Raw genomic sequence first — 23,110 nt, forward strand, 5'->3', positions numbered from 1 at the left:
TGACAGCATCAAAAAATCATTTATATCAATAAAATCATGCTGTTATAAATCTGGCACAACTATTGGAATAGCTACCTGGTCATCTCAACCACACCGGAGCACGCCAGATGAAGATCCTGATCGCTACCCTGATTGCCAGCAGCCTGAGCCTGAATGCCATGGCCGCCGAGAACCCCAGACCCGAGCTGGACAGCGCCGCCCTGCAGCAGGAGATGCTGGCCTTGCAGCAGCAGGCCTCCCATGACGTGGTGGCAGAGGCCATCCACAACCTCAAGCCGCTGGCCCTGGAGACCCTGGTGGTGGAGGCGAGCTCGGCCGATGCGACTCACCCCGAGAGTTGAGGTAGCGCAAGGGGGTCTGCCCCGTGTGCTGCCTGAAGAAGGCGATGAAGGCGCTGTCGCTGGCGAACTCCAGGGCTGCGGCCACCCGGCTGATGGGCTCGGCTTCGGCCAGCAGTTCCATGGCCCGCAGCAGTCGCCACTGCTGGCGCCAGGCCTGGTAGCCCATGCCGGTCTCCCGCATGAAGATGCGGCCTATGGTCTTGTCACTGGCACCCACTCGTTCGGCCAGCCGGTTGAGCCGATCGGGCAGGGTGTCACCCCGCTTTATCTCCTGCAGCCAGCCGGTCAGACGTCCGTCTGACGGCAGCGGCAACTGCCAGGATTCCCGCGGCGCTTGCGCCAGCTCTTCTTTCAATAATGCCAGTGTGCAGGTTTGCTCTGCTTCCGGCTTGTCCCAGGGCCAGAGCGCCATCCGCTCGATGATCTCCCGCAGCAGCGGGTTGACCGCCAGCACCGCCATCTCGTTTGGCAACGCGGGCTCCGGCTGGAAGTAGAGGGAGCGATAGGCCACAACTCCGCGCATCAACACCCGGTGGGGCAGACCCGCTGGCAACCAGGCCGCTCGCGTCGGCGGCAGCAGGCAGACCTGATCGTCCAGCTCTATGGTCATGCAGCCTGCCTGGGCGAACAGCAGCTGGTGGCGTTGGTGCTGATGGCGGCCGGAGTCGTGCCAGCCGAGGGCGGCGGCAATACCGATGGCGCTGCCCTCGTGCTGGTCCGGATCAAAGGGGTGATCGGGAAGAATAAAGGCCATGTGTCAGATTCTTGCTGTTTATAGTCCGCCTTATTGTAATCGGACAAGTTATCCCTCTCTAGAATGGCGACCTCTTGTGAAGGAGGTGTGTCATGAACAACAGGTTGCCACCGCGCTGGCTGGTGGTCGGATTGATGATGTTTCCCCAGATAGTGGAGACCATCTACAGCCCGGTGCTGACCCATATCGCCACTGAGTTTCGGGTGAGCGAGGGGCAGGCGTCCCAGACCCTGTCGGTCTATTTTCTGGCGTTTGCGGCGGGCGTGGTCTGCTGGGGCCGAGTGTGCGATCTCATCGGGCGGCGTCCCGCCATGCTGGCGGGGTTGCTGACCTATGGCGCCGGCACCCTGCTGGCGTTGCTGGCCACTCAATTTGAAACCCTGCTGCTGGCACGGGTCATCGCGGCCTTCGGCGCCGCCGTGGGCTCCGTGGTGACCCAGACCATGCTGCGCGACAGCTATCAGGGCAGCGATCTGGCGCGGGTCTTTTCGGTGATGGGCATCGCACTCTCCCTCAGTCCGGTGCTGGGGCTGGTGAGCGGCGGCCAGCTGGCTGATGGCTTGGGTTATGTCGGGGTATTCGGCGCCCTGCTGGTATTGGCAGTTGGATTGCTGCTGGTCACTTGCTGGCAACTGCCGGAAACCCGCCCGGCCATCACCCAGAGGGTCGCACTCTGGCCGCTGGCCTGCCGGATGGTGCGTGATACCGGCTTGTGGCGCAGCGCCGCCCTGGTCGCCCTGTTCAACACCATGCTGTTCGGCTACTACAGCCTGGCTCCCTTTCTGTTTGCCGGGCTGGGGTTGAGTGCGGGGGAGTTCGGTTACTCCGGCATCTTGCTGGCGCTGGCGACCCTGGGGGGCAGCCTGCTCAACAAGCGCCTGCTGGGCCGTGGCTGGTCGCCTGCCTCGTTAATACGGCTCGCCGCCGTGCTGGCGTCGGGTTCGAGTTGGCTGGTGTGGGCAAGTCAGGCATCGCTCTGGTTTCTGCTGCCCATGACGGGAGTGGTGATCGCGTTCGGGCTGGCTATCCCCAATGTGCTGAGCCAGGCACTGCTGGCCTATCGGGAGGTGGCGGGCAGTGCCGGGGCCCTGTTTGGGCTTGGCTACTACCTGCTGCTCAGCCTGGGGTTGGCGGTTGCAGCCAGCTTGCAGGATCTCGGGCTGCTGCTCGGGGGATGCGGTCTGCTGGCCCTGTGCTGCGGTTGGCTTCGTTCCACGTGAAACATCAGCTGCCGATAAAGCGGTAGCCGATGCCGGCTTCGGTCTCGATCAGCGTGGGTTGCTGGGGGTTATCTCCCAGCTTCTTGCGCAGACTGGCGATGACGATGCGCAGGTAGTGAGTGTCCTCCTTGTGGCTTGGCCCCCAGATGTCGATGAGCAGCTGGGTCTGTTGCACCAGCTTGCCGGGGTGGCACACCAGCGCCTGCAACAGGGCGAACTCCTTGCGGGAGAGGGGGATCTCCTCGCCCTGCAGGGTGACTTTGTGGCTGCTGCTGTCCAGGGTCAGGCCACACTGGGGGAAGTGGCGGCATTCGCCGCTGGTGGCGCCGACCCGCTGGCGCAGCAGCACCCGGATACGGGCCATCATCTCCCCGACGCCGAACGGCTTGCTCATGTAGTCGTTGGCCCCCGCATCCAGCAGCCGCACCTTCTCCTGCTCGGAGTCCCGCGCCGAGAGCACCAGCACGGGATTGGCGTGGTGCTCGCGGATGGCGTGCAGGATTTGGATGCCATCACCGTCCGGCAGGCCCAGATCCAGGATCACCAGGTCGGGGTTGAGGTGGCGATACTGCGCCATCCCCTCGGTGACGCCGACCGCCTCACTCACCTGATGTCCTTCGGCGATCAGGCTGATCCGCAAAAAACGGCGGATGGCCGCCTCGTCGTCGATGACCAGTATGTGAGCCATTCAGCCTCCCGTTTGCTGATTGAAAAGGGCGGCGACCATCAGGCCGCCGGTGCGTTGAGGGCCAGCGGCAGGGAGATGCGCATGCAGGTGCCGTTGCCGTTGGGGCCGGCGAATGCCCAGATGCGGCCGCCGTGGACCTCTATCATAGCGCGGGAAATGGCGAGGCCAAGCCCGGTGCCGCGGCTGCCGCAGTCGCCGACCGGCTGGGTGTAGAACAGATTGAAGATCTTGTCCCGATCCGACTCGGCGATGCCGACCCCGATATCGATGATGTCGATGATGAGGTCGGGGTCCGCCAGCATCACCTTGAACTCGATGGGGGTGCCGGCCGGCGAGTAGCGGGAGGCGTTGTCGAGGATGTTGACCAGCACCTGCTCGATCAGGGCGCCGTGCACATAGAGCCGGGGGATCTGCTGATCGAAGTGCACCAGCAGCTTGTGCTGGCGCCAGGAGGAGTCGAGCCGGCGGCGGGCGCTCTCCACCAGGTCCGCCAGGTCGACCCAGTCCCGTTTCAACTGGAAGTCCGGTGAGCCGATGCGAGTCATGTCCAGCAGGTTCTGCACATAGCCGTGCAGGCGGCGCGCCTCGTCCTGCACCGAGTGCAGCAGTTCGATGCGGTCCTCCGCACTTATCCGGTCCCCGTATTCCAGCAGGGTGCTGCCGGCCCCCATGATGGTGGCCAGCGGCGTCTTCAGGTCGTGGGAGACCGAGGAGAGCAGGGCGGCGCGCATCCGGTCGGTCTCCGCCTGCAACTGGCTGTCCGCCAGCCGCTCGTTGAGATCGATCCGCGCCAGGGCGGCGCGGATATCGGTGAGCAGGGCCTGCAGCTGGTGCTCGGCGGCGGAGGTGAGCGGGCTGGCCAGCCGGATGCCCAGCACCAGGTCATCGCCGAGGTGATGATACTGAGCCTCGGCGGCGTTGAGGGTGGCGGTATGGGCACCGGCGCTCTGCTTCTGGGCCAGGCACCAGTCGATGGCGGCCTTGTCGGTCTGGCCCGGCCCGGTTTGGGTGTCACCGGCCCGGTACTGGTAATCCCCATCGAGCGCGAACACGGGCTGCCCAAGGGCGAGGGCGATGGCCTGGGTTCCCTGTCTCAGCACGTCCACCGGGCTGCTGGCGGTGGCCAGTCCCTGGCTCAGGGAGAGCAGGGCGTTGCCCAGTTGCTGGGTCTCGCGCAGACTGACCAGTTGCTGACGCTGGCGGGAGGCGAGGCGCCCGGCCGCGATGCCGACGATGAGCAGCACGAACAGGGTGAGCAGGTCGCTGTGGCTGGCCACGCTCAGGGAGAAGTAGGGGAAGGTGAACAGCAGATTGTGGCCGACGAATCCCAGCACGGCGGCCAGGATGGCGGGGACCAGGCTGGTGGTGAGCGCGGTGGCCAGTACCCCCAGCACGAACAGCATGGGCAGGGAGGCGGGGGGCAGCCAGTGGGAGAGGGCCCAGACCGCGGCCGAGGTCCCCCCCATGATGGCCACCACCAGCAGGCTCTGGCGAAGCTCACCCGGGCCTGCCGTTGGCAGGGTCAGACCGGGCTTGCGCTTCTCGGTATCCACCAGCGTGATCTCGAATCCCTGCGCCTGTTTGAGCAGGTGCTGTACCAGGGATCGACGCCAGGGCGGGTTGCGGGATTTGCCGAGCAGCAATTGGGACACCTGCTGCTGTTCGGCGGTCTCCAGCAGGGCATCGGCCACGGCCGGGCTGGAGAGGGTCAGCACCCTGGCCCCCAACTGGGAGGCGAGGGCCAGCGCCTGCTCCAGCTCGGGGGAGCGTTGCCCCTTGCTGTCGATGTGCACCACCAGCCAGGGCAGTTGCCTGCGCTGGGCGAAGCGGTGGCCGTAACGCACCAGGGCGGCGCCGTGCTCATCCCCGATGCAGACCATCAGCTTGCCCCGCAGCGGCAGTGTGGTCTTGCCGGCGGCCTGCCACTGCAACTGCAGATCCCCCTCCACGTGGCTGGCGGCGGTCTGCATCGCCAGCTCCCGCAGGGCGGTCAGGTTGTTCAGAGAGAAAAAAGACTGCAGAGCGGCCTTGGCCTGGTGGGGCACATAGACCTTACCCTCCTTGAGGCGGCCGAGCAGCTCCTTGGGGGGGAGGTCGATCAGCACCAGGCTGTCGGCCTCCAGCAGCACCTGATCCGGCAGGGTCTCCTTGACCCTGACCCCGGTCAGCTGCCACACCAGATCGTTGAGGCTCTCCAGGTGCTGCACGTTGAGGGTGGTGTAGACGTCGATGCCGGCGCCCAGCAGCTCCTCTACATCCTGCCAGCGCTTCTCGTGGCGGCTGCCGGGGGCGTTGCTGTGGGCCAGCTCGTCCACCACGGCGATGGCGGGCTTGCGCGCCAGCAGACCGTCCAGATCCATCTCCTCCAGCCGCTGCTGGCGGTGCAGGTGCAGTGTGCGCGGCAGGATGGCGAGCTTGTCGAGCAGGGCCAGGGTCTCCTGGCGGCCGTGGGTTTCCACCACCCCGATCAGGATGTCGACTCCCTCCCTGGCCTGCTCCCGCACCGCCTGCAGCATGGCGTAGGTCTTGCCGACGCCGGGGGCCGCGCCGAGAAACACCTTCAGCTTGCCCCTGTGCTCCTGCTCCAGGCTCGCCAGCAGGGCGTCTGCCCTCACCTCATCACGCATCCCCGTGCTCCCGTTGCATCGGCCGAACTGCGGCCGTGACCTCATTGCTCATGCTTGTCCCCGTTGTCGAAAGGGAGCCTTCCCGAACGGCAAGGAGCGCCCTCAGGCGCCCTTTTGATGATCGAGTTGCAGGTTCAACTGGAGAATGTTGACCACCTGCGGGCCAAGGATACCAGCTTGTGCCGCCGACTTGACCTGCTCCGTCAACTGAACGGGATCCAGCCCCCGTTGCCCGGCGACCCTATCCACCTGGGCCAGCGCTGCATCGAGGGGCAGATGGGGATCGAGGCCGGAGGCGGAGCGGGTCAGCAGGGCGGGGACCCTGGCTTCCGGCTGCGCCCTGGCCGCAGCGGCGGCAAACTCGGCCCGTAGCGGCGAGCTCATCCCCAGGTTGCTTCCGCCGCCACCTATGGTGGCGAAATCGCTGGCGGAGGGGCGGGAGTGGAAGTAGTCGGCCCGCTCGAATTTCTGGGCCAGCAGGGCGCTGCCGACCACCTGCTGCTTGGCGTTGGTGAGCAGGCTGCCGTTGGCCTGCCAGGGGAAGAGCAGCTGGGCCAGCCCGGTGACGGCCAGCGGATATGCCACCCCCAGCAGCAGGGTCAGGGTCAGCAGGGTTCTGATTGCTATCATGATTTTTTGCTCCAAAAGATTGATGGGGTACAAGCCAGGCCTGCACCCCGCTATGTAGTCACACTAGGCCCAGGCCGGTGATGACCAGGTCGATCAACTTGATGCCGATGCATGGGTGCACGATCTGGCCGTGGATACCATCGCGCGGCGTTTTCATCACACCAGTCCCAGGCCGGTGATGACCAGGTCGATCAGCTTGATACCTATGAAAGGCACTATCAGGCCGCCGACGCCGTAGATCAGCAGGTTGCGGCGCAGCAGGCTGGCCGCCGTTCCCTTCAGGCTGACCCCGCGCAGGGCCAGCGGCACCAGCGCGACGATGATCAGGGCGTTGAAGATGATGGCCGACAGGATGGCGCTCTCCGGACTGCCCAGCTGCATCAGGTTCAGCGCCCCCAGCTGCGGATAGGCGGCGATAAACAGGGCCGGCAGGATGGCGAAGTACTTGGCAACGTCGTTGGCGATGGAGAAGGTGGTCAGGGCGCCGCGGGTCACCAGCAGCTGCTTGCCCACCAGCACCACGTCCAGCAGCTTGGTGGGGTTGGAGTCGAGATCCACCAGGTTGCCCGCCTCCTTGGCTGCCTGAGTCCCCTCGTTCATGGCCAGCCCCACGTCGGCCTGGGCCAGCGCCGGGGCGTCGTTGGCGCCGTCCCCGCACATGGCGACCAGCCGGCCGTCGGCCTGCTCCTGACGGATGTAGGCCAGCTTCTTCTCCGGCGTCGCCTCGGCGATGAAGTCATCTACCCCGGCTTCGGCGGCGATGGCGGCGGCGGTCAGCGGGTTGTCACCGGTGATCATCACGGTGCGGATCCCCATGTGGCGCAGGATCTGGAAGCGTGCCTTGATGCCCGGCTTGATGATGTCCTTGAGGAACACTACCCCCAGCAGCTTCTCATGGGTACAGACCAGCAGCGGGGTACCCCCCTGGCGGGCGATGTTGTCCACCGATTTGAGGATGAGCTCGGGCACCGCCTTGCGATCGAGGGAGAGGTAGCGCAGCACCGCGTCCACCGCCCCCTTGCGATAGTGATGGCCGTTGCGATCCAGCCCGCTCAGCCGGGTCTCGGCGCTGAAGGGGATGATGATGTCGCTCTCCAGTTGGCTCGGTCTGGTGTGGCTCTTGCCCGCCAGGGTCAGGATGGATTTGCCTTCCGGCGTGTTGTCACCGAGCGAGGCCAGCATGGCGGCCTGAGCCAGCAGGGAGGGATCCACGCCGGGGGCCGGGATCAGCTCGTCCGCCATCCGGTTGCCGAAAGTGATGGTGCCGGTCTTGTCCAGCAGCAGGGTGCGCACGTCGCCGGCGGCTTCCACCGCCCGGCCCGACTTGGCGATCACGTTGAGCTTCACCAGCCGGTCCATGCCGGCGATGCCGATGGCGGAGAGCAAACCGCCGATGGTGGTCGGGATCAGGGTGATGAACAGCGCCAGCAGATAGAGCCGGGGCACCTGGGTGCCGTTGTAGTCGAGGAACCAGGGCAGGGTGGCCACCACCAGCAGGAAGATCAAGGTCAGCCCCACCAACAGGGCGTCCAGCGCCATCTCGTTGGGGGTCTTCTGCCGCTTGGCCCCTTCCACCAGCGCAATCATGCGATCCAGCGTGCTTTCGCCCGGGTTGTTGCTGATGTGCACCCAGATCTGGTCGGAGACGATGGTGGTGTTGCCGGTCACGCCGCTGCGGTCGGTGCCCGACTCGCGGATGACGGGGGCGGATTCGCCGGTGATGGCAGCCTCGTTGACCGAGGCGATGCCGGCGACCACTTCGCCGTCGGCCGGGATCATCTCGCCGCTGCGCACCAGCACCAGATCGCCCTTGAGCAGGCTGGTGGCCGGTACCCACTCGCCCTTGTCATCCTGCGGGCTGGTGACTCGACGTGCCTTGAGCTGGCTCATGCCGGCCTTCAGACTGTCGGCCCGCGCCTTGCCGCGCCCCTCGGCCAGGGTCTCGGCGAAGTTGGCAAACCAGAGGGTGAGCCAGAGCCAGGCGGTCAGCTGCCAGGCCAGAGAAGGAGCGACGCCGGAGAGCGGTTGCCCCAGCAGCGACTCCAGGGTCGCCATCATGGCCGCCAGCCAGAGGGTGAACAGGATGGGGCTGCCGAGCAGCGCCCTGGGATTGAAGCGATAGAGGGCTTCCACCATGGCCTGCAGGATCTGTGATTTCTGTTTCTTGCCCTTCACCTGAATGGTGTCGGTGCTCATTGAAGCGGATTTACTCATTGGAAAGCTCCCTGCATCGAATAGTTGGTCACGCAGATCAGTCGGAGGTGCAGCATCAGAAGGCTCCTCCCAGCAGGCTCAGGTGTTCCGCCACCGGGCCCAGCGCCAGCACCGGCAGGAAGGAGAGACCCCCCATCAGCAGCACGGTGACGATCAGCAGGGTGATGAAGAGCGGGCCGCTGACGGGGAAGTCCCCTTCGCTCGTCTCCTGACGAGGGGCGCGGGCCAGCTGGCCGGTGATGGCCAGCACCGGAATGATGTAGCCGAAGCGGCCGAGCAGCATGGCCAGCCCGATGGCGATGCACTGCCAGCTGTCGGCGGCGGCAAAGCCGGCGAAGGCGGAGCCGTTGTTGCCGGCGGCCGAGGCGTAGGCATAGATCAGTCGTGACAGGCCATGGGGGCCATCGTGACCGATGACGGTGGCGGAGTTCGGCATCAGCAGGGTAATGCCGCCGATCACCAATACCCCGACCGGCATCACCAGCATGCTGGCGACCACCCACTTCATCTCGGTGATGCCGAGCCGTTTGCCCAGATAGGTGGGGGTGCGCCCCACCATCAGGCCGCACAGGAACACGGTCAGCAGCACGAACAGCATCATGCCGTAGATGCCTGCACCGACGCCGCCGAACACCACTTCACCCAGCAGCATGTTGATCATGCCGACCATGCCGCCGAGGGGGGTGAAGCTGTCGTGCATGGCGTTGACCGAGCCGTTGGAGGCGGCGGTGGTGGCCACTTCCCAGATGCTGGAGAGCACGGGGCCGAAGCGGCTCTCCTTGCCTTCCCAGTTGTCGGCTTCGCTGGTGAGGTGGGCGAGGGCGGGATCCGGCTTCAGCTCCTGGCCGATGGCGAGGCAGAGCCCCAGCAGCAGCATGATGGTCATGGCGATGAGGATGGCGCGGCTGTGGGCCAGATCCTTCACGTAGCGCCCCAGGGTGCAGACCATGGCGGCGGCCAGCGTCAGCAGGGCGACCATCTCCAGCCAGTTGGAGAGGGCGGTGGGGTTTTCGAACGGATGGGCCGAGTTGATGCCGAAGAAGCCGCCGCCGTTGGAGCCGAGCTGCTTGATGGCGATCTGGGAGGCCGCCGGGCCGAGCGGCAGCAGTTGCTCCTGCCCTTCCAGGGCGTGGAACGGCAGGTAGGCCGACAGGCTCTGGGGCACCCCCTGCCAGACCAGCAGCAGCGCTAGGATCAGCGCCATTGGCAGCAGCACGTAGAGACAGAAGCGCACCAGATCCTGCCAGAAGTTGCCGAGGTGGGTGGTCTGTTGGCAGGCGATGCCGCGAAACAGGGCGATGGCGACGGCAGCGCCGGTGGCGGCGGAGACGAAGTTCTGGGTGGTGAGCCCCACCATCTGGCTGAAGTAGGAGAGGCTGGCTTCGCCGGAGTAGGCCTGCCAGTTGGTGTTGGTCATAAAGCTGACCGCGGTGTTGAAGGCGAGTTGCCAGTTCAGTCCGGGCAGCTGCTGCGGGTTGAGAGGCAGCAGACCCTGCGCCAGCAGGATCAGGAACAGCAGGCCGAAGCCGGCGCCGTTGAAGGCCAGCAGGCTGAGGGCGTAGGACTTCCAGTCCTGCTCGCGCCCGTCCGTACCGCAGCAGGCCAGGGTGGCGCGCTCAAGCGGGGCCAGCCAGCGACTCTTGCCTTCAAACACCCGATAGAGGTAGTTGCCAAGCAGAGGCGCCGGCAGCAGCACCAGCAGCACGAACGCGACGGGATAGATGATCTCTTGCCACATATCCGGTTCCTCACTCATGGGTGCGCGCGAGGGCGCGCAGCAGATAACCCGCGAGGGCGAGGACCAGCAGCAGATATAGCCAATTCATAACGACTCCGTTGAGGTAATTAGCGTCAGGGATCGATGCATATCCGTGTCGATCCCATAGGTCTCATTGACGCTGAAAGGGTATGTAAAACGGGCGTAAAGGCGCCATAAAGCCGAATTTGGCTGGCGTAAAATCGGCGTAGAGAAGGCAGGTTTTGTTGGCTGGTGGACAGGCAAGGCACAAAAAAACCGGCCTGAGCCGGGTTTTGGTAGCAAGTGGTGGAAGCTGACCCGATGGTGATGAGGTCAGCTTCAACCCCGCTTATCGCATGGTCACAAACTCTTCCGCGCTGGTCGGATGGTGAGTGGAAACACAGTTGTAGAAGCTGGTCTGATAATGACAGGCCAGCTTCAACCCCGCTTATCGCATGGTCACAAACTCTTCCGCACTGGTCGGATGGATGGCAACGCAGTTGTCGAAGTCCGCCTTGGTGGCGCCCATCTTCATGGCGACGCCGAAGCCTTGCAGGATCTCGTCCATGGCGAAGCCGATGCCGTGCAGGCCGACTACCTTCTCTTCCGGCCCGACGCAGACCAGTTTCATCCGGGTGGGCTGGCGATGCTGGGTCAGGGCCGAGTACATGGCGGTGAACTGGCTGCGGTAGACCTTCACCTGATCTTCCCCGTACTCGGCAACGGCTTCCGGCTCGGTCAGGCCGATAGTGCCGATGGGCGGGTGGCTGAACACCACGGTCGGCACCAGATCGTAGTTGAGGTGCTCGCCAGGCTTGTTGTTGAACAGCCGCTCCGAGAGGCGGCGGCCTGCCGCGACAGCCACCGGGGTGAGCTGGATGCGGCCGGTGTTGTCACCGACGGCATAGAGGTTGGCGACGGCGGTGTTCTGGAACTTGTCGGTGGGGATGAAGCCCTTCTCGTCCAGGGTGATGCCGGTGGCAGCCAGATTGAGGTTGTCGGTGGCAGGCACGCGACCGATGGCCCAGATGAGGCAGTCCACGGTGAGGTGGCGACCATCTTCCAGTTGCAGGGTCAGGCTGTCGTCGGCGTTCTTGATGACGGCCTTGGGAATGGCGTGGGTGTGCAGCTTGGGCCCTTCCTGCGCCATGATCTCCACCAGGGTCTCGTGGATCATGGGGTCGAAGTTGCGCAGCGGCGCATGTTTGCGCACCACCAGATGGGTCTCGGAGCCAAGAGCCTGCATCACGCCTGCTATCTCCACGGCGATATAGCCGGCACCCACCACGGCAACCCGTTTGGGCTGGCTTTTCAGGTCGAAGAAACCGTCGGAGTCGATACCCAGTTCGGCGCCCGGAATGGTCGGGACCTCGGGGCGGCCGCCGGTGGCAATCAGGATGTGATCGGCGCTGTACTGCTCGCCGTTCACCTCGACGGTATGGCTGTCGACGAAGCGGGCGAAGCCCTTGATGACGGTGATCTGGTTCTTGCCCAGCACGTTTTGGTAGGACTGGTGAATGCGCCCGATATAGGCCTGACGGGATTCGACCAGCTTGGCCCAGCTGAAGTGGTTGAGCGTGGTGTCGAAGCCGTAGTCGGCGCCATATTTCAGGGCATCGGCGATCTGGCCTGCATACCACATGGCCTTCTTCGGTACGCAGCCGACGTTGACGCAGGTGCCACCCAGCTCTTTGGCTTCGATCAGGGCGACTTTCTTGCTGTACATGGCTGCCCGGTTGGCCGAGGCGATGCCGCCGCTGCCGCCACCGATGGCGATGTAGTCAAAATGCTGTGCCATTGCGAGGTTCTCCGCTCGTTAAGAATGCAGTCACAGCATGATGGGGACAAAGCGGCCGGCTCACAAGAGCCGGTGCTCAGTTCTGCTGGATGGGCAGGCGAATGTGGAACTGGGTACCCTGCCCCGGTTCGCTGGCGCAGTGGATGCGGCCGCGCAGCAGTTGCACCACCAGGTTGTAGATGATGTGGGTGCCGAGCCCGCTGCCGCCATGGCCCCGCTTGGAGGTGACGAAGGGATCGAAGATGCGCGGCAGTATCTCCGGCGGGATGCCGCGACCGTTGTCACTGTAGTCGATGACCAGCTCGTCTCCCTGCTGCGCCACCTGGATGGTGATCTTTCTGGGCCTGTCCCAGCCATCGAAACCGTGATGGATGGAGTTGAGGATCAGGTTGGAATAGATCTGGGTGAAGCTGCCCGGGAAGGAGTAGATGCTCAGCTTGGGATCGCACTGGATGTCCACCTCGCACTGGGCCTTCTTGAGCTTGTAGCCGAGGGAGACCACCACCTGATGCAGGTTGTCGGCGAGGCTGAAGTTGTATCGGGCCTCGGAGGACTGATCGACCGCTACCTGCTTGAAGCTGGCGATGAGTTCTGAGGCGCGTCTCAGGTTGCCTTGCAGCAGTTGCATCGACTCGTCGAGATTCTGCGTGAATTCGTTGAGGTAGGTGCGGGAGAGCTGCTTGGCCTCGATATGCTGCTTGAAGTCGGCCACCCGCTCCTGCAGGTAGGAGGAGGCGGTGACGCTGATGCCGATGGGCGTGTTGATCTCGTGGGCCACGCCGGCAACAAGGGAACCGAGGGAGGCCATCTTCTCCGACTCCACCAGGGTCTGCTGGGCCTGCTTGAGATCGTCATAGGCCTTGCCCAGCTGGTCGTTGGCATCGCTCAGGCTGCGGGTGCGTTCCGCCACCTTGCCTTCCAGCTGCTCGTTGAACAGGGTGATCTCCCGCTCCACCTTCTTGAGGGGGGTGATGTCATAGCCAAAGCCGATCAGGTACTTGAGGTTGGGCCCCTCGTAGAAGGGAGCGAAGGTCCACTGCAGTACCAGCTCGTTGCCCTGCTGGTCGTGCATGGTGATCTCCCTGTCCTCCAGGGCGCCCTGATCGGCCAGGGTGGCGGCCAGCTCGTCACGCTGCTCCTTGCTGACGAACAGATCCAGCCAGTTGTGCTGCAACAGCTCCTGGTGGTGATAGCCGGTGAGCAGGATGGCCGCCGGGTTGATGCTGGCGATGTTGAGATCCGGCTCCATGCAGCAGATGACCATGTTGGCGGAGTTGATCAAGGTGGCGGAGAAGTCCCGCTCCTGCTGGAGCTGATCGGCGGCCTGATGGCGTGCCGTGAACTCGTCGTTCAGCCGGGTGCGCATCTGGTTGAGGGTGGCGGCCAGGGTATCGAATTCGTCAGGGGACTTGCGGGGCAGGGGGCGACCCTCCAGGGTCAGCTCCACCGCGAGGCGATCCAGGCTCAGTTTCTGGGCATAGCTGACGATGCGGTTGATGTGACGGATCACCAGATAGTAGATGATGACCAGGATGCAGAACGAGACGACCAGGGTCTTGATGGTCTGGCTGACCAGGATCAGCACGGATTTCTCGATGAGGCGCTGGTAGACCTGCTCCAGGGAGGCGGCGACGAACAGCTTGCCGACCACTTCCCCCTGATAGCTCAGGGTGAACTCGCGGGAGATGTCGTATTGGGGCTGCTCCACTCCCTGGGTGAGCAGGGGCACTTCCGAATTGCCCAGCATCTCCTTGACCATGACGAACTGCATGTTGGGCAGGTTCATGATGCCCTCGATCTGCACCTTCACCTGCTCTTCATCCAGATTCCAGAGACTGGCCGAGATGGGTTGCAGGAAGGAGGCCTCGATCTGGCCGATGCTGGCCTCGATGACGGTCACATCCTTGTTGTAGTCCCAGGCGAGCTGAAGCACGGTGATGAGCAGTGCCAGCACCGTACTGCAGATCAGAATGTAGGAAAGCAGACGATAAGAGAGTCCGTTAAGGCCGACGGCCTTGGAGAAGATTCCTGACATGGCGTCCTTGCGGTCTGGATTGAGTGCGGTTTAGTTTAACTGCTTCATGGACTTATGTCGTGTGTCATCCAATGGATAAAAACAAGGCCCCTTTCGGGGCCTTTTTTGTGTGGGCTGGGATCAGTGACCGCCCTTGGCTTTTGCCGGGATGGATTCGTCGAATTCCGGCAGCGGCTTGTGCTCGGATGCCAGGAAGGTGTAGATGACCGGCAGCACGAACAGGGTGAACAGGGTGCCGATGGCCAGACCCGCCACGATGACGATGCCGATGCTGAAGCGCTGTGCCGCCCCCGCACCCGAGGCATAGAGCAGCGGGATGAGGCCTGCGATCATCGCCGCCGTGGTCATCAGGATGGGGCGCAGACGGACCTTGGCAGCCTGCATGACGGCTTGCATCCGGTTCAGACCATGGAGCAGCTGCTCCTCCTTCGCCACCTCGCAGATCAGAATACCGTGCTTGGTAATCAGACCGACGAGGGTGATGAGACCGACCTGGGAGTAGATGTTCATGGTGGCCATGCCCCACGCCAGGGCGATCAGCGCGCCACTGATGGCCAGCGGCACCGACACCATGATGACCAGCGGGTCACGCACGGATTCGAACTGGATCGCCAGCACCAGGAAGATGATGGCCAGGGCCAGGGCGAAGGTGGCGTACAGGGCACTGCCTTCGGTCACGAACTGGCGGGCTTCACCCATGAAGTCGTAACGATAGCCTTGGGGCAGCTTCTCTTCCGCGGTCGCCTTGAACCAGTTGATCGCATCCCCCATGGCCACGCCCGGTGCCGGCACGGCGCCGATGGTGGCGGAGTTCAGCTGGTTGAAGTGGGGCAGGGCACGGGGCTCTCCCTTCACTTCAATCTTGATCAGGCTGCCCAGCGGGATCGACTTGCCGTCGGCGGCACGCACGTAGTAGCCCTTGATGGACTCGGGGTTGAGACGGAACTTGCGCTCCACCTGCGGGATCACCTCGTAGGAGCGGCCATCCAGGTCGATACGGTTGACGTAACCGTCCGCCATCATGGTGCCCATGGTGATGCCGATGTCCTGCATGGTGATGCCGTAGGCACCCGCCTTGTCCTTGTCGATGCTGATCTTCATGGTGGCCGAGTCGTAGTTCAGATCGAGATCCGAATAGACGAACTGGCCGTTGGCCTGGGTTGCCGCCAGCATCTCACCCGCGATCAGGAACAGGCTCTCGAAGCTGTTCGGGGTGGTGATGACGAACTGGATGGGCAGACCGCTCGAGGCCCCCGGCAGTTCCGGGAACTGGAAGGTGGTGATGGCCATCCCGGGGATGTCCTTCACCAGACCGGCGACCCGATCCAGCACTTCTTTCTGGCTCGCTTCACGCTGGCTCCAGGGCACCATGGAGGCGATACCGAACGCCTGATTGGAGTTGAACACCCCTGAGAAGACCTGGGAGTAAGCGATCTCCGGCTGGTCGTCCAGGACTTTGTTCACATCCGCCATGGTGTTTTCGATGTAGTCCAGGTTGGCGTTGGAAGGGGCCGTCCCCAGCACCGCCATGACGCCTTTGTCCTCGGACGGGGCCAGCTCGCTCGGAATGAACTTGAACAGCAGCGGCAGGCTGGCGAACACGATGACGGCAAACAGGATGACCACGATGCGCTTTTGCATCACGGCATGGAGCATGGCGTCGTAGCGGGCCGTCATCCGGTCCAGCAGATCGTGTACGGTACGCTCGAACTTGCCGGGCTCCTCGTTGGCCCTGAGCATCTTGGCGCACATCATGGGCGACAGGGTCAGGGCGATGATGCCCGAGACGAACACGGCGCCCGCCAGGGTCAGCGCGAACTCCTTGAACAGGGAGCCGGTGATGCCCCCCATCAGGGCGATGGGCGCATACACCGCCGCCAGGGTGACCGTCATGGCGATGACGGGCACGGCGATCTCCCGGGTACCTATGATGGCGGCCCGGAACGGCTCTTCCCCTTCCTTGATGTGACGGTCGACGTTCTCCAGCACCACGATGGCGTCATCCACCACCAGACCGATGGCCAGCACCATCGCCAGCAGAGTCATGAGGTTTATGGAGAAGCCGAACATGTCCATCATCATCACCACGCCGATGAGGCTCAGGGGAATGGTGATGATGGGGATGATGACCGCCCGGAACGAACCGAGGAACAGGGTGATCACCACCAGTACGATGGCGGCCGCCTCCAGTATGGTCTTGATGACCTCGTGGATGGATTCGTTGATGGCGATGGTGGAGTCATACAGGACGTTCACCTGCATGGTGCTCGGCATGTTGCGCTTCAGGCTCGGCAGCAGCTCCAGCACATCGTGGGCGATGTTGATGGGGTTGGCTGTCGGGGCTGCGTTGATGGCCAGAACTACGGCCTCGCGGCCGTTGGCGCTGGCGCGATAGATGTCGTGGCTCTTCTCCAGGGAGACCTTGGCGATGTCGGAGAGACGGATCACCTTGCTGTCGCGGGTGGCGACCACCAGACGCTTGAGCTCTTCGATGTTGCCGACCTGGGTCTCGGCGTTGCCGTTGAACAGGGTGAAATAGCCGGTGGCCTGGCCGGTCGCGGACTGATAGTTGTTGCTGTTGAGCACCGTCATCACGTCGCTTGAGGTCAGGTCAAAGGCGGCCATCTTGGCCGGATCCAGCCACACCCGCAGGGCGAATTCGACACCGCCATACAGATCCACCTTGGAGACCCCGCCCACGGTAAACAGCTGGGGCTTGATGACCCGCTCCAGGTAGTCGGTGATCTGGCTGGAGTTGAGCTCCGGGCTGGTGAAGCCCATGTAGAGCACCGCCGTGGTGGAGCCGGTGGAGGAGGTGACTGAAGGGTCTTCCGCCTCTTTGGGCAACTGGGAACGCACCGAGTTGACCTTGGCCAGGATGTCGGACAGCGCGGCGTTCGGATCGGTGTTGAGCTTCATGTACGCCGTCACCGTGGAACTGCCCAATTGGCTCGAGGAGGTCATGAAGTCGATGTTGTCGGCCTGGGCGACCGCCTGCTCCAGGGGCTGGGTGATGAAGCCCTGGATCAGGTCCGCACTGGCGCCATAGTAGCTGGTGTTGACCGTGATGACGGTGTTGATCACCTCGGGGTATTCACGCACCTGCATCTTGAAGATGGCCTGGAAGCCCAGCAGGGCTATCAGGAAGCTGAGTGAGATCGCCAGCACAGGCCGTTTTATGAATATGTCAGTAAATCGCATCGCAGCTCTCCGCGCTTACAGCATCGGGGTTTGTGCCGGAACGGCAAGGGCATCGTTCTCGACCACGTGCACCTTGGTATCGTTGCTCAGGCGAACCTGACCCGACAGCACGATTTGATCGCCAGCCTTGATGCCGGACAGCACATGGACATCGTTGCCACGACGCTCACCTGCCTTGACCACCACCTGCTTGGCGCGTTTCACGCCGTCAGCCTCGTGAATGACGTAGACGTTCTCGCCATAGAGGGTGAAGGAGATGGCGGACTGCGGGATCACGATCTGGTCTTTCACCGTGGGCAGTATGATGCTGGCGCGGGCGAACATGCCGGAACGGAGCTGGCCGTCGTTGTTCGGAATGTCTGCCTGCACCTGGATCAGGCCGCTCTGATAGTTGACCGCGGGCTCGATGGCCGTGATCTGGCCGTCAAACTGGGTCTGGGGATAGGCATCCACGTTGATCTTGATGGTCTGTCCCAGGGTGATTTTGGAGATATCGGTCTGGGGCACGGTGAAGCGCAGGCGCATCACGCTGGTGTCTTCGAGGCGCACAATCTGGGTACCCGGTTCCAGATACTGGCCGAGGAAGACGTTGCGCAGGCCCACGGCACCGCTGAAGGGGGCTCGCACCTCACGACGGGCGATGGTGGCCTTCAGACTGTCGATGTCCGCCTCCAGGGAGCGGTAGCTTGCCTCGGCATCATCCAGCTGGTCCCGGGAGATGGAGTTCTTCTGATAGAGGTTCTTGTAGCGCTCGAACTTGGCCCTGGCTGCCGGCAGTCTGGCCTGGGAGGAGTTCAGATTGGCTTTTTCCACACTGGAGTCCAGGCTCAGCAGCAGTTGATCCGCTTTGACATGTGCCCCCGATTCGAACCGGATGCTGTCGATGGTGCCTGACAGCTCGCTGGAGAGGGTGACCCCCTGGTTCGGCTCGATGAAGCCGATGGCTTCAATGGTGGGGACCCAGTCCTGCGCCTTGGTGACCATGGCGGTGACCGGGAACTCGGGCTCGGGCCGATTGGCCATGAACTCTGCAATCTTCTTCTGCTTGAACATATTGAAGCCGATGACACTGCCAAACAGGGCGAGTGCTATCAGCAACATGATGGCCATCCACTTTTTCATGAACAGGCTCCTGTGATGGAAACATTAGGGTTTAAAATGGCATTCCAGCTGGCCCGGATGACCGTCTCCAGCTGTTCCTGCGTCAATTCGAAATCGTGAACCCGGCGCTGCTGTGCCAGGTTGGCCACGCAATCCAGACTCAATGCTTGCAACACCAGAATGGGGAGATCGATGAAGAGTCCCTGTTGGCGTCCTTGCTCAAAGAAGCGCTCAAGTGGCGCCCACGTCGCCATTATGACCGGATCCCGCTCCAATTCAGCCCCCAATGGAGAACTTTCGTACTGCAATTTGCACTTGAGTGCATTGGGGTAGCTGGTGAAGATGGCATCGATGTTGAGCCAGAGGCGCCGATACTGCTCATAGGACACCTCTTCTATCTGCACACCTTCCATGACCAGGGGATGAAACTTGAGGATAGTGTGCTGATAGAGCTGGCGGATCAGGTCATCCTTGTCGCTGAAATAGCGATATATGGTACCTGCCGCCACCTTGGCTTTCTTGGCGACCACGGCAATGGAAAGGCCGTAGAAGCCCTGCTCGCCGAGGATCTCGTGAGCTGCTTCGAAAATGCGTTCTTTCTTATCCATGGTTATCAGAGGTCAACGACTGAATGAACGTTCATTCAGTCTAGGTGGGCGCAAAGGCAAGTCAAGCATTGCCCATCATCTTTGACCCTATGGGGTGAGGGATTCAAAAAGTAGTGGGGAATTGCTGGATCCAGCCTGAACAAAACAAAAATAGTTGAAAAGGGTCGGAAGTGATTGAAAAACAGGCACTTGATTCTTTGTGTCAAAAAAAGAGTAGACAAGGTCGGCATCATCATCAATAATGCGCCCCGTTCGACAGCGTAGCGCCCGTAGCTCAGCTGGATAGAGCGCTGCCCTCCGGAGGCAGAGGTCACAGGTTCGAATCCTGTCGGGCGCACCATCAAAAGTGCGCCGGTTAAACGGGCGTGTTGAAGAACGAAAACAGCTGTGGTGGCTGTAGCTCAGTTGGTAGAGTCCCGGATTGTGATTCCGGTTGTCGTGGGTTCGAGCCCCATCAGCCACCCCATTTTACAGCTTGTCAGGTACGCGAAGGTGGCGGAATTGGTAGACGCGCTAGCTTCAGGTGTTAGTGCCCCCCGGGTGTGAGGGTTCGAGTCCCTCTCTTCGCACCATACTTGCTGTATGACGAGGATGACCAGATGGTCATCTTTGTGTTTTTGGAATACCCCCTCGGTGATTAGCGCAGCCCGGTAGCGCATCTGGTTTGGGACCAGAGGGTCAAAGGTTCGAATCCTTTATCACCGACCACATTTGAAAACCCCGCTCAGGCGGGGTTTTTGCTTTTTGGCATTTCTCTTTCGCTTTTTCCTGTCACGTCTTTTTACACTTCTTCAGGCGCCTGTTCGCCACGAGTTCGCTATGCTGGGGCCCGGAGCCGCGAGACAGGGGACGCTCGGGCACGGACCAGATACAAGGCCTATGCATCACCATATCACTTCTCTTCAACTCTCCGTGCTGGCCATGGCCGCACTGCTGCTGGGCGGCTGCGCCCTGCAGCCAAAACCGGAAGATCTTCTGATGGGCGCCGCCCCCAAGCCAAAGGCCGAACTCGAGGCCACCTTGGTGACCAGTGGTGGCTTCTGCGTGACCCTGAGCGAGCAGGGCCGTCTGCTGACTCAGCCCTGTGATCAGCAATCGAACCAATCATTCAGCTGGGATGTCGGTGCCCTGCAACTGGCCGGGGATTGCCTGGTCGCCAAAGGGGAGGATGGTCTGGGGATGGAGGCGTGCCGGGAGGAGAGCCATCAATGGCAGTGGCAGGGGGATCGTCTGTTCAATCGGCAGGTGTCGCTGTGCCTGGATGTGGCGGGTCGCCGTCACAAGCCGGCCGTCCCCCTGCGCCTCGCCGAATGCTATGGCGGCGCAAACCAGAGCTTTGAGTGGACGCCCTCCGGCACGCTGTTGAACCGTCTGATGCACCCGGCTCTGGTGTGGTGACAAGAGGGCGAGAAGCAAAAAGGGTGGCCCATGTGGCCACCCTTTTTCGATCCGCGACGGGGGTACCGTATCAGCGGGTCTGGGAGGCGAACAGTTTCTCCAGATAGACGGCAACGCCATCTTCATCGGAAGTGAGGGTCTGTTCGTGCTCTGGCAGGGCCAGTTTGAGGCGATCGTGGGCGTTGCCCATGACCACGCCACGGCCCACCATGCTCAGCATCTCGAAGTCGTTCATGCCATCGCCGAAGGCCACGGCCTGGGACATCTCCAGGCCGTGCTGCTCCAGCACGGCGCGCACGGCATTACCCTTGTGCACACCGGCATGCATCACCTCGAGGCAGTCAGGCAGGGAGAAGGTGACGTTGAGTCGATCACCATATTGCTGGTTGAGGTGCGCCTCTATCTTCAGCAGCTTGTCGTGGTCGCCGATGTAGAACACCTTGTTGACCCTGTCCTTCGGGTGGCTGGCGAGATCCGCCAGACGGTAGCTGAAGCCGGAGTCGTGATGGAACTTCAGCAACCAGGGCAGCTCCTCTTCCACCAGCCACTCGTCGCCGTAGTAGACGTTGATGTGGATGGACGGGTCGCGTTCCATGGCGATCAGCTCGGCCGCCACCGTGCTCGGTAGCGCCTGGTTGTAGACCAGTTGATCCTGCTTGTCGTGTACCACGGCGCCGTTGGAGGTAATGAGGTAGATATCCAGCCCCAGTGCATCGCGGATGCTGCGCACATCCACATGGTGACGGCCGGTGGCGACCACGAACTTGACGCCCTGGTCGACCAGGCGGTGCAGGGTATCCCGGGTGCGGGAGGAGATCTGGTGCTGCCCGTTGAGCAGGGTACCATCGAGATCGGACACAACTACCTTGAACATCATTACCTCGACTTCAATTGAACGCCGGGGGAGTGTACCCCAGCGTCTGCCGTCACCCCATTTATTTAGGGATCCAAAAAATAACCAGCCCCTTCTGGTCGCGTCAGTAGCGCGCGAAGAAGGCCAGGGTTGCATTGAGCGCGGCGTGGCGCTGGGGATCCGCCTCGATGAAGAGCTCGTGCCAGGCCCCTTCGATACGCAGCGGCTTGCTCCCTTCACATTGGGCCTTGGCGCAGAAGGCCTCCTGGGCGGCGTTGTCCACCACGCTGTCCTCGCCGGCCTGCAGCAGCAGCAGCGGCGTCTTGATGGCGCCGGCGTCGGCCACGGCCGCGTCCGATCCTGTGATGGCCTGATGGATCCAGTGGGCGGTGGCGCCCCCCAGCCTGACCTGGGGATGCTGTTCGTAGATCTGGCGGAAGGCCTGATAACGCGCCGTGCTGTGGGTCAGCTCGTTGTCGGCAAAGCCGTGATCCTCATAGGATCCCTGACCCGGGCCGTAGGGGGGCTCGCCCACCCAGCCGCCGACCGTGCCGATGGTGGCCGCCAACCCCTTGGCCAGCCACTTGGGCAGGCCGCCGAGGTTGATGCCCATCATGGGGGAGGAGAGCACCGCCGCCTGGATGTCGTTCGGCCAGCGTTCCAGATAGCGGGCCGAGATGGCCCCCCCCATGGAGTGGGCCAGCAGGAACAGCTTGGCAGGCTTGTCCGGTACAATCACTTCGTCATGAAACTGTTTGAGATCGGCGACATAGTCGTCGAACTGGTCGACATACCCCTTCTCTTTGTCGGCCAGCATGCGGTCTGACATTCCCTGGCCGCGATGATCGATGAGGTAGAGGCTGTAACCCTGGCGCCAGAGATCCCAGGCCAGCTCCTGATACTTGAGGTAGCTCTCGACCCGGCCGTTGACGATGAGGATGGCGCGATCGATCTTGGGTTGGCGCAGGGCGGCATAGCGGAGGGTGACCCCGTCCTTGCCCTTGAACTCCCCCTCGACGGCATGCTGGCGCCAGAAGTCGGGCAGGGTCTGCTGATAGAGGGCGGGGACGTCGGCTTCAGTGGTCAGCTGGTAAGGATTGCTCACGGCAAGGGCTCCGGCAGAAAACAGGGTCAGGGCCAGCAGGGGCAGGTGGTTAAGCTTCATCAGTGTACTCTTCCGAAGGATCATCCGATTGTTGGGCGGCCCATCCTTTGCGGGTCAGCTGCATCTGCTGCCACCAGCGTTCGTCCGCCAGGATCTCGCCGGCCGGACCGAGCTGGGGGTAGTGCATCTCTTTCTCCTTGCAGAGCTGGGCATAGACGGGATAGCCCCCCTCGAACAAGATGGTGTTCTGCTCTTCCAGGCTGAGTGGACAGCCGCGCTGATAACAGCCGGCCAGTTCGCGCTGGCGCTGGGCCTCGTAAAGGATGGCGGCGGCGGCCACCGAGACGTTGAGGGACTGCACCATGCCTACCATGGGGATGACGATATGGTGATCGGCCAGGGCCAGCGCCTCTTCGCCGATGCCGTGCTTCTCCTGGCCCACCAGGATGGCGGTGGGTCTGGTGTAGTCGATGGCACGAAAGTCCACGGAGCTGTCGGAGAGGTGGGTCGCCAGGATCTGCATGCCGGAGGCCTTGAGTTCGGCCACCGCGCTGCCGATGTCCGGGTGCAGCTTCACGTCCACCCAGTTCTGGCTGCCGCGGGCAGTGCCCTTGCGCTTGTGGATCCAGCTCTTGGGCCAGACCGCGTGCACCCGGTGGATGCCGATGGCATCGGCGGTGCGCACGATGGCGGCCAGGTTGTGAGGTTTATGAACCTCTTCCATGCAGACGGTCAGGTCGAGCTGGCGCATGGCCAGCATGTCGGAAATGCGTTTGAAGCGTTCAGGAGTCATGTCGGT

General features: G+C 62.8%; 17 protein-coding genes and 4 tRNA genes. 7 read left to right on the forward strand and 14 right to left on the reverse strand.

Annotation, left to right across the window (positions count from 1 at the left end):
• Window positions 1-107: 107 nt before the first annotated feature.
• Entirely contained in the window at window positions 108-341 is a 234-nt protein-coding gene (locus OKB81_RS01500; protein ID WP_041214189.1) for a hypothetical protein, read from the forward strand.
• Here the strand turns inward: OKB81_RS01500 and OKB81_RS01505 are convergent.
• Window positions 271-1,095 (reverse strand): AraC family transcriptional regulator, encoded by an 825-nt coding sequence (locus OKB81_RS01505; RefSeq protein WP_270805103.1) that lies wholly within the window; start codon window positions 1,093-1,095, stop codon window positions 271-273. The genes OKB81_RS01500 and OKB81_RS01505 overlap by 71 nt on opposite strands.
• Before the next feature lie 92 nt (window positions 1,096-1,187).
• On the opposite strand from OKB81_RS01505, the gene OKB81_RS01510 reads away from it, so the two are divergent.
• A complete protein-coding gene (locus OKB81_RS01510; protein ID WP_270805104.1) occupies window positions 1,188-2,315 on the forward strand; it encodes a multidrug effflux MFS transporter in 1,128 nt (375 codons plus the stop codon).
• 4 nt (window positions 2,316-2,319) lie between these two features.
• Here the strand turns inward: OKB81_RS01510 and OKB81_RS01515 are convergent, their stop codons facing one another.
• From OKB81_RS01515 to OKB81_RS01560, 10 genes are all read right to left on the reverse strand, one after another.
• Window positions 2,320-3,003 carry a response regulator gene (locus OKB81_RS01515; protein WP_042879730.1) on the reverse strand — a complete coding sequence of 228 codons (684 nt, stop codon included), beginning with the start codon at window positions 3,001-3,003 and terminating at the stop codon, window positions 2,320-2,322.
• Window positions 3,004-3,041: 38 nt separating this feature from the next.
• Entirely contained in the window at window positions 3,042-5,630 is a 2,589-nt protein-coding gene (locus OKB81_RS01520) for a sensor histidine kinase (RefSeq protein ID WP_270805105.1), read from the reverse strand.
• Window positions 5,631-5,732: 102 nt separating this feature from the next.
• Entirely contained in the window at window positions 5,733-6,260 is a 528-nt protein-coding gene (locus tag OKB81_RS01525; RefSeq protein WP_041212076.1) for a potassium-transporting ATPase subunit C, read from the reverse strand.
• 156 nt (window positions 6,261-6,416) lie between these two features.
• Window positions 6,417-8,474 (reverse strand): potassium-transporting ATPase subunit KdpB, encoded by a 2,058-nt coding sequence (gene kdpB / locus OKB81_RS01530; RefSeq protein ID WP_270805106.1) that lies wholly within the window; start codon window positions 8,472-8,474, stop codon window positions 6,417-6,419.
• Window positions 8,475-8,529: 55 nt separating this feature from the next.
• On the reverse strand, window positions 8,530-10,212 hold the full coding sequence (kdpA, locus tag OKB81_RS01535; protein WP_270805107.1) for a potassium-transporting ATPase subunit KdpA: 1,683 nt from the start codon (window positions 10,210-10,212) through the stop codon (window positions 8,530-8,532).
• 448 nt (window positions 10,213-10,660) lie between these two features.
• The gene (gene gorA / locus OKB81_RS01540; RefSeq protein ID WP_270805108.1) at window positions 10,661-12,010 is read right to left on the reverse strand and encodes a glutathione-disulfide reductase; all 1,350 of its coding nucleotides are present in this window, start codon (window positions 12,008-12,010) and stop codon (window positions 10,661-10,663) included.
• 76 nt (window positions 12,011-12,086) lie between these two features.
• Window positions 12,087-14,045: an ATP-binding protein gene (locus tag OKB81_RS01545; protein WP_270665096.1), complete on the reverse strand. Its 1,959-nt coding sequence runs from the start codon at window positions 14,043-14,045 to the stop codon at window positions 12,087-12,089.
• A 120-nt stretch (window positions 14,046-14,165) separates the two neighbouring features.
• Entirely contained in the window at window positions 14,166-17,246 is a 3,081-nt protein-coding gene (locus tag OKB81_RS01550; RefSeq protein WP_270805109.1) for a multidrug efflux RND transporter permease subunit, read from the reverse strand.
• Between the two features lie 15 nt (window positions 17,247-17,261).
• Window positions 17,262-18,368, reverse strand: coding sequence for an efflux RND transporter periplasmic adaptor subunit (locus OKB81_RS01555; RefSeq protein ID WP_039040661.1), 1,107 nt, complete (start codon window positions 18,366-18,368; stop codon window positions 17,262-17,264).
• A complete protein-coding gene (locus OKB81_RS01560) occupies window positions 18,365-18,955 on the reverse strand; it encodes a TetR/AcrR family transcriptional regulator (protein ID WP_042016162.1) in 591 nt (196 codons plus the stop codon). Before OKB81_RS01560 ends, OKB81_RS01555 begins: the two co-directional genes overlap by 4 nt.
• Window positions 18,956-19,218: 263 nt before the next feature.
• Here OKB81_RS01560 and OKB81_RS01565 point away from each other — a divergent pair.
• The 5 genes from OKB81_RS01565 to OKB81_RS01585 all read left to right on the forward strand — a co-directional run bounded on the left by OKB81_RS01565 (window position 19,219) and on the right by OKB81_RS01585 (window position 20,353).
• A tRNA-Arg gene (locus OKB81_RS01565) sits at window positions 19,219-19,295 on the forward strand.
• A gap of 50 nt (window positions 19,296-19,345) precedes the next feature.
• Window positions 19,346-19,421: transfer RNA gene (locus tag OKB81_RS01570), tRNA-His, on the forward strand.
• 20 nt (window positions 19,422-19,441) lie between these two features.
• Window positions 19,442-19,527 (forward strand) — tRNA-Leu (locus tag OKB81_RS01575).
• A 59-nt stretch (window positions 19,528-19,586) separates the two neighbouring features.
• A tRNA-Pro gene (locus OKB81_RS01580) sits at window positions 19,587-19,663 on the forward strand.
• A gap of 171 nt (window positions 19,664-19,834) precedes the next feature.
• Window positions 19,835-20,353, forward strand: a complete 519-nt coding sequence (locus tag OKB81_RS01585) for a ricin-type beta-trefoil lectin domain protein (protein ID WP_053287965.1) — start codon at window positions 19,835-19,837, stop codon at window positions 20,351-20,353.
• Between the two features lie 70 nt (window positions 20,354-20,423).
• On the opposite strand, the gene OKB81_RS01590 is transcribed toward OKB81_RS01585, so the two are convergent.
• The 3 genes from OKB81_RS01590 to trmH all read right to left on the reverse strand — a co-directional run bounded on the left by OKB81_RS01590 (window position 20,424) and on the right by trmH (window position 23,104).
• The gene (locus OKB81_RS01590; RefSeq protein ID WP_049637091.1) at window positions 20,424-21,227 is read right to left on the reverse strand and encodes a Cof-type HAD-IIB family hydrolase; all 804 of its coding nucleotides are present in this window, start codon (window positions 21,225-21,227) and stop codon (window positions 20,424-20,426) included.
• A 103-nt stretch (window positions 21,228-21,330) separates the two neighbouring features.
• A complete protein-coding gene (locus OKB81_RS01595; protein ID WP_053287966.1) occupies window positions 21,331-22,371 on the reverse strand; it encodes an alpha/beta fold hydrolase in 1,041 nt (346 codons plus the stop codon).
• Window positions 22,361-23,104, reverse strand: coding sequence for a tRNA (guanosine(18)-2'-O)-methyltransferase TrmH (gene trmH, locus OKB81_RS01600; protein WP_053287967.1), 744 nt, complete (start codon window positions 23,102-23,104; stop codon window positions 22,361-22,363). Before trmH ends, OKB81_RS01595 begins: the two co-directional genes overlap by 11 nt.
• Between the last annotated feature and the right edge of the window lie 6 nt (window positions 23,105-23,110).

Origin of the sequence: Aeromonas sp. QDB56 (genome assembly GCF_027705505.1) — a bacterium.
GTDB classification, from domain to species: domain Bacteria; phylum Pseudomonadota; class Gammaproteobacteria; order Enterobacterales; family Aeromonadaceae; genus Aeromonas; species Aeromonas caviae.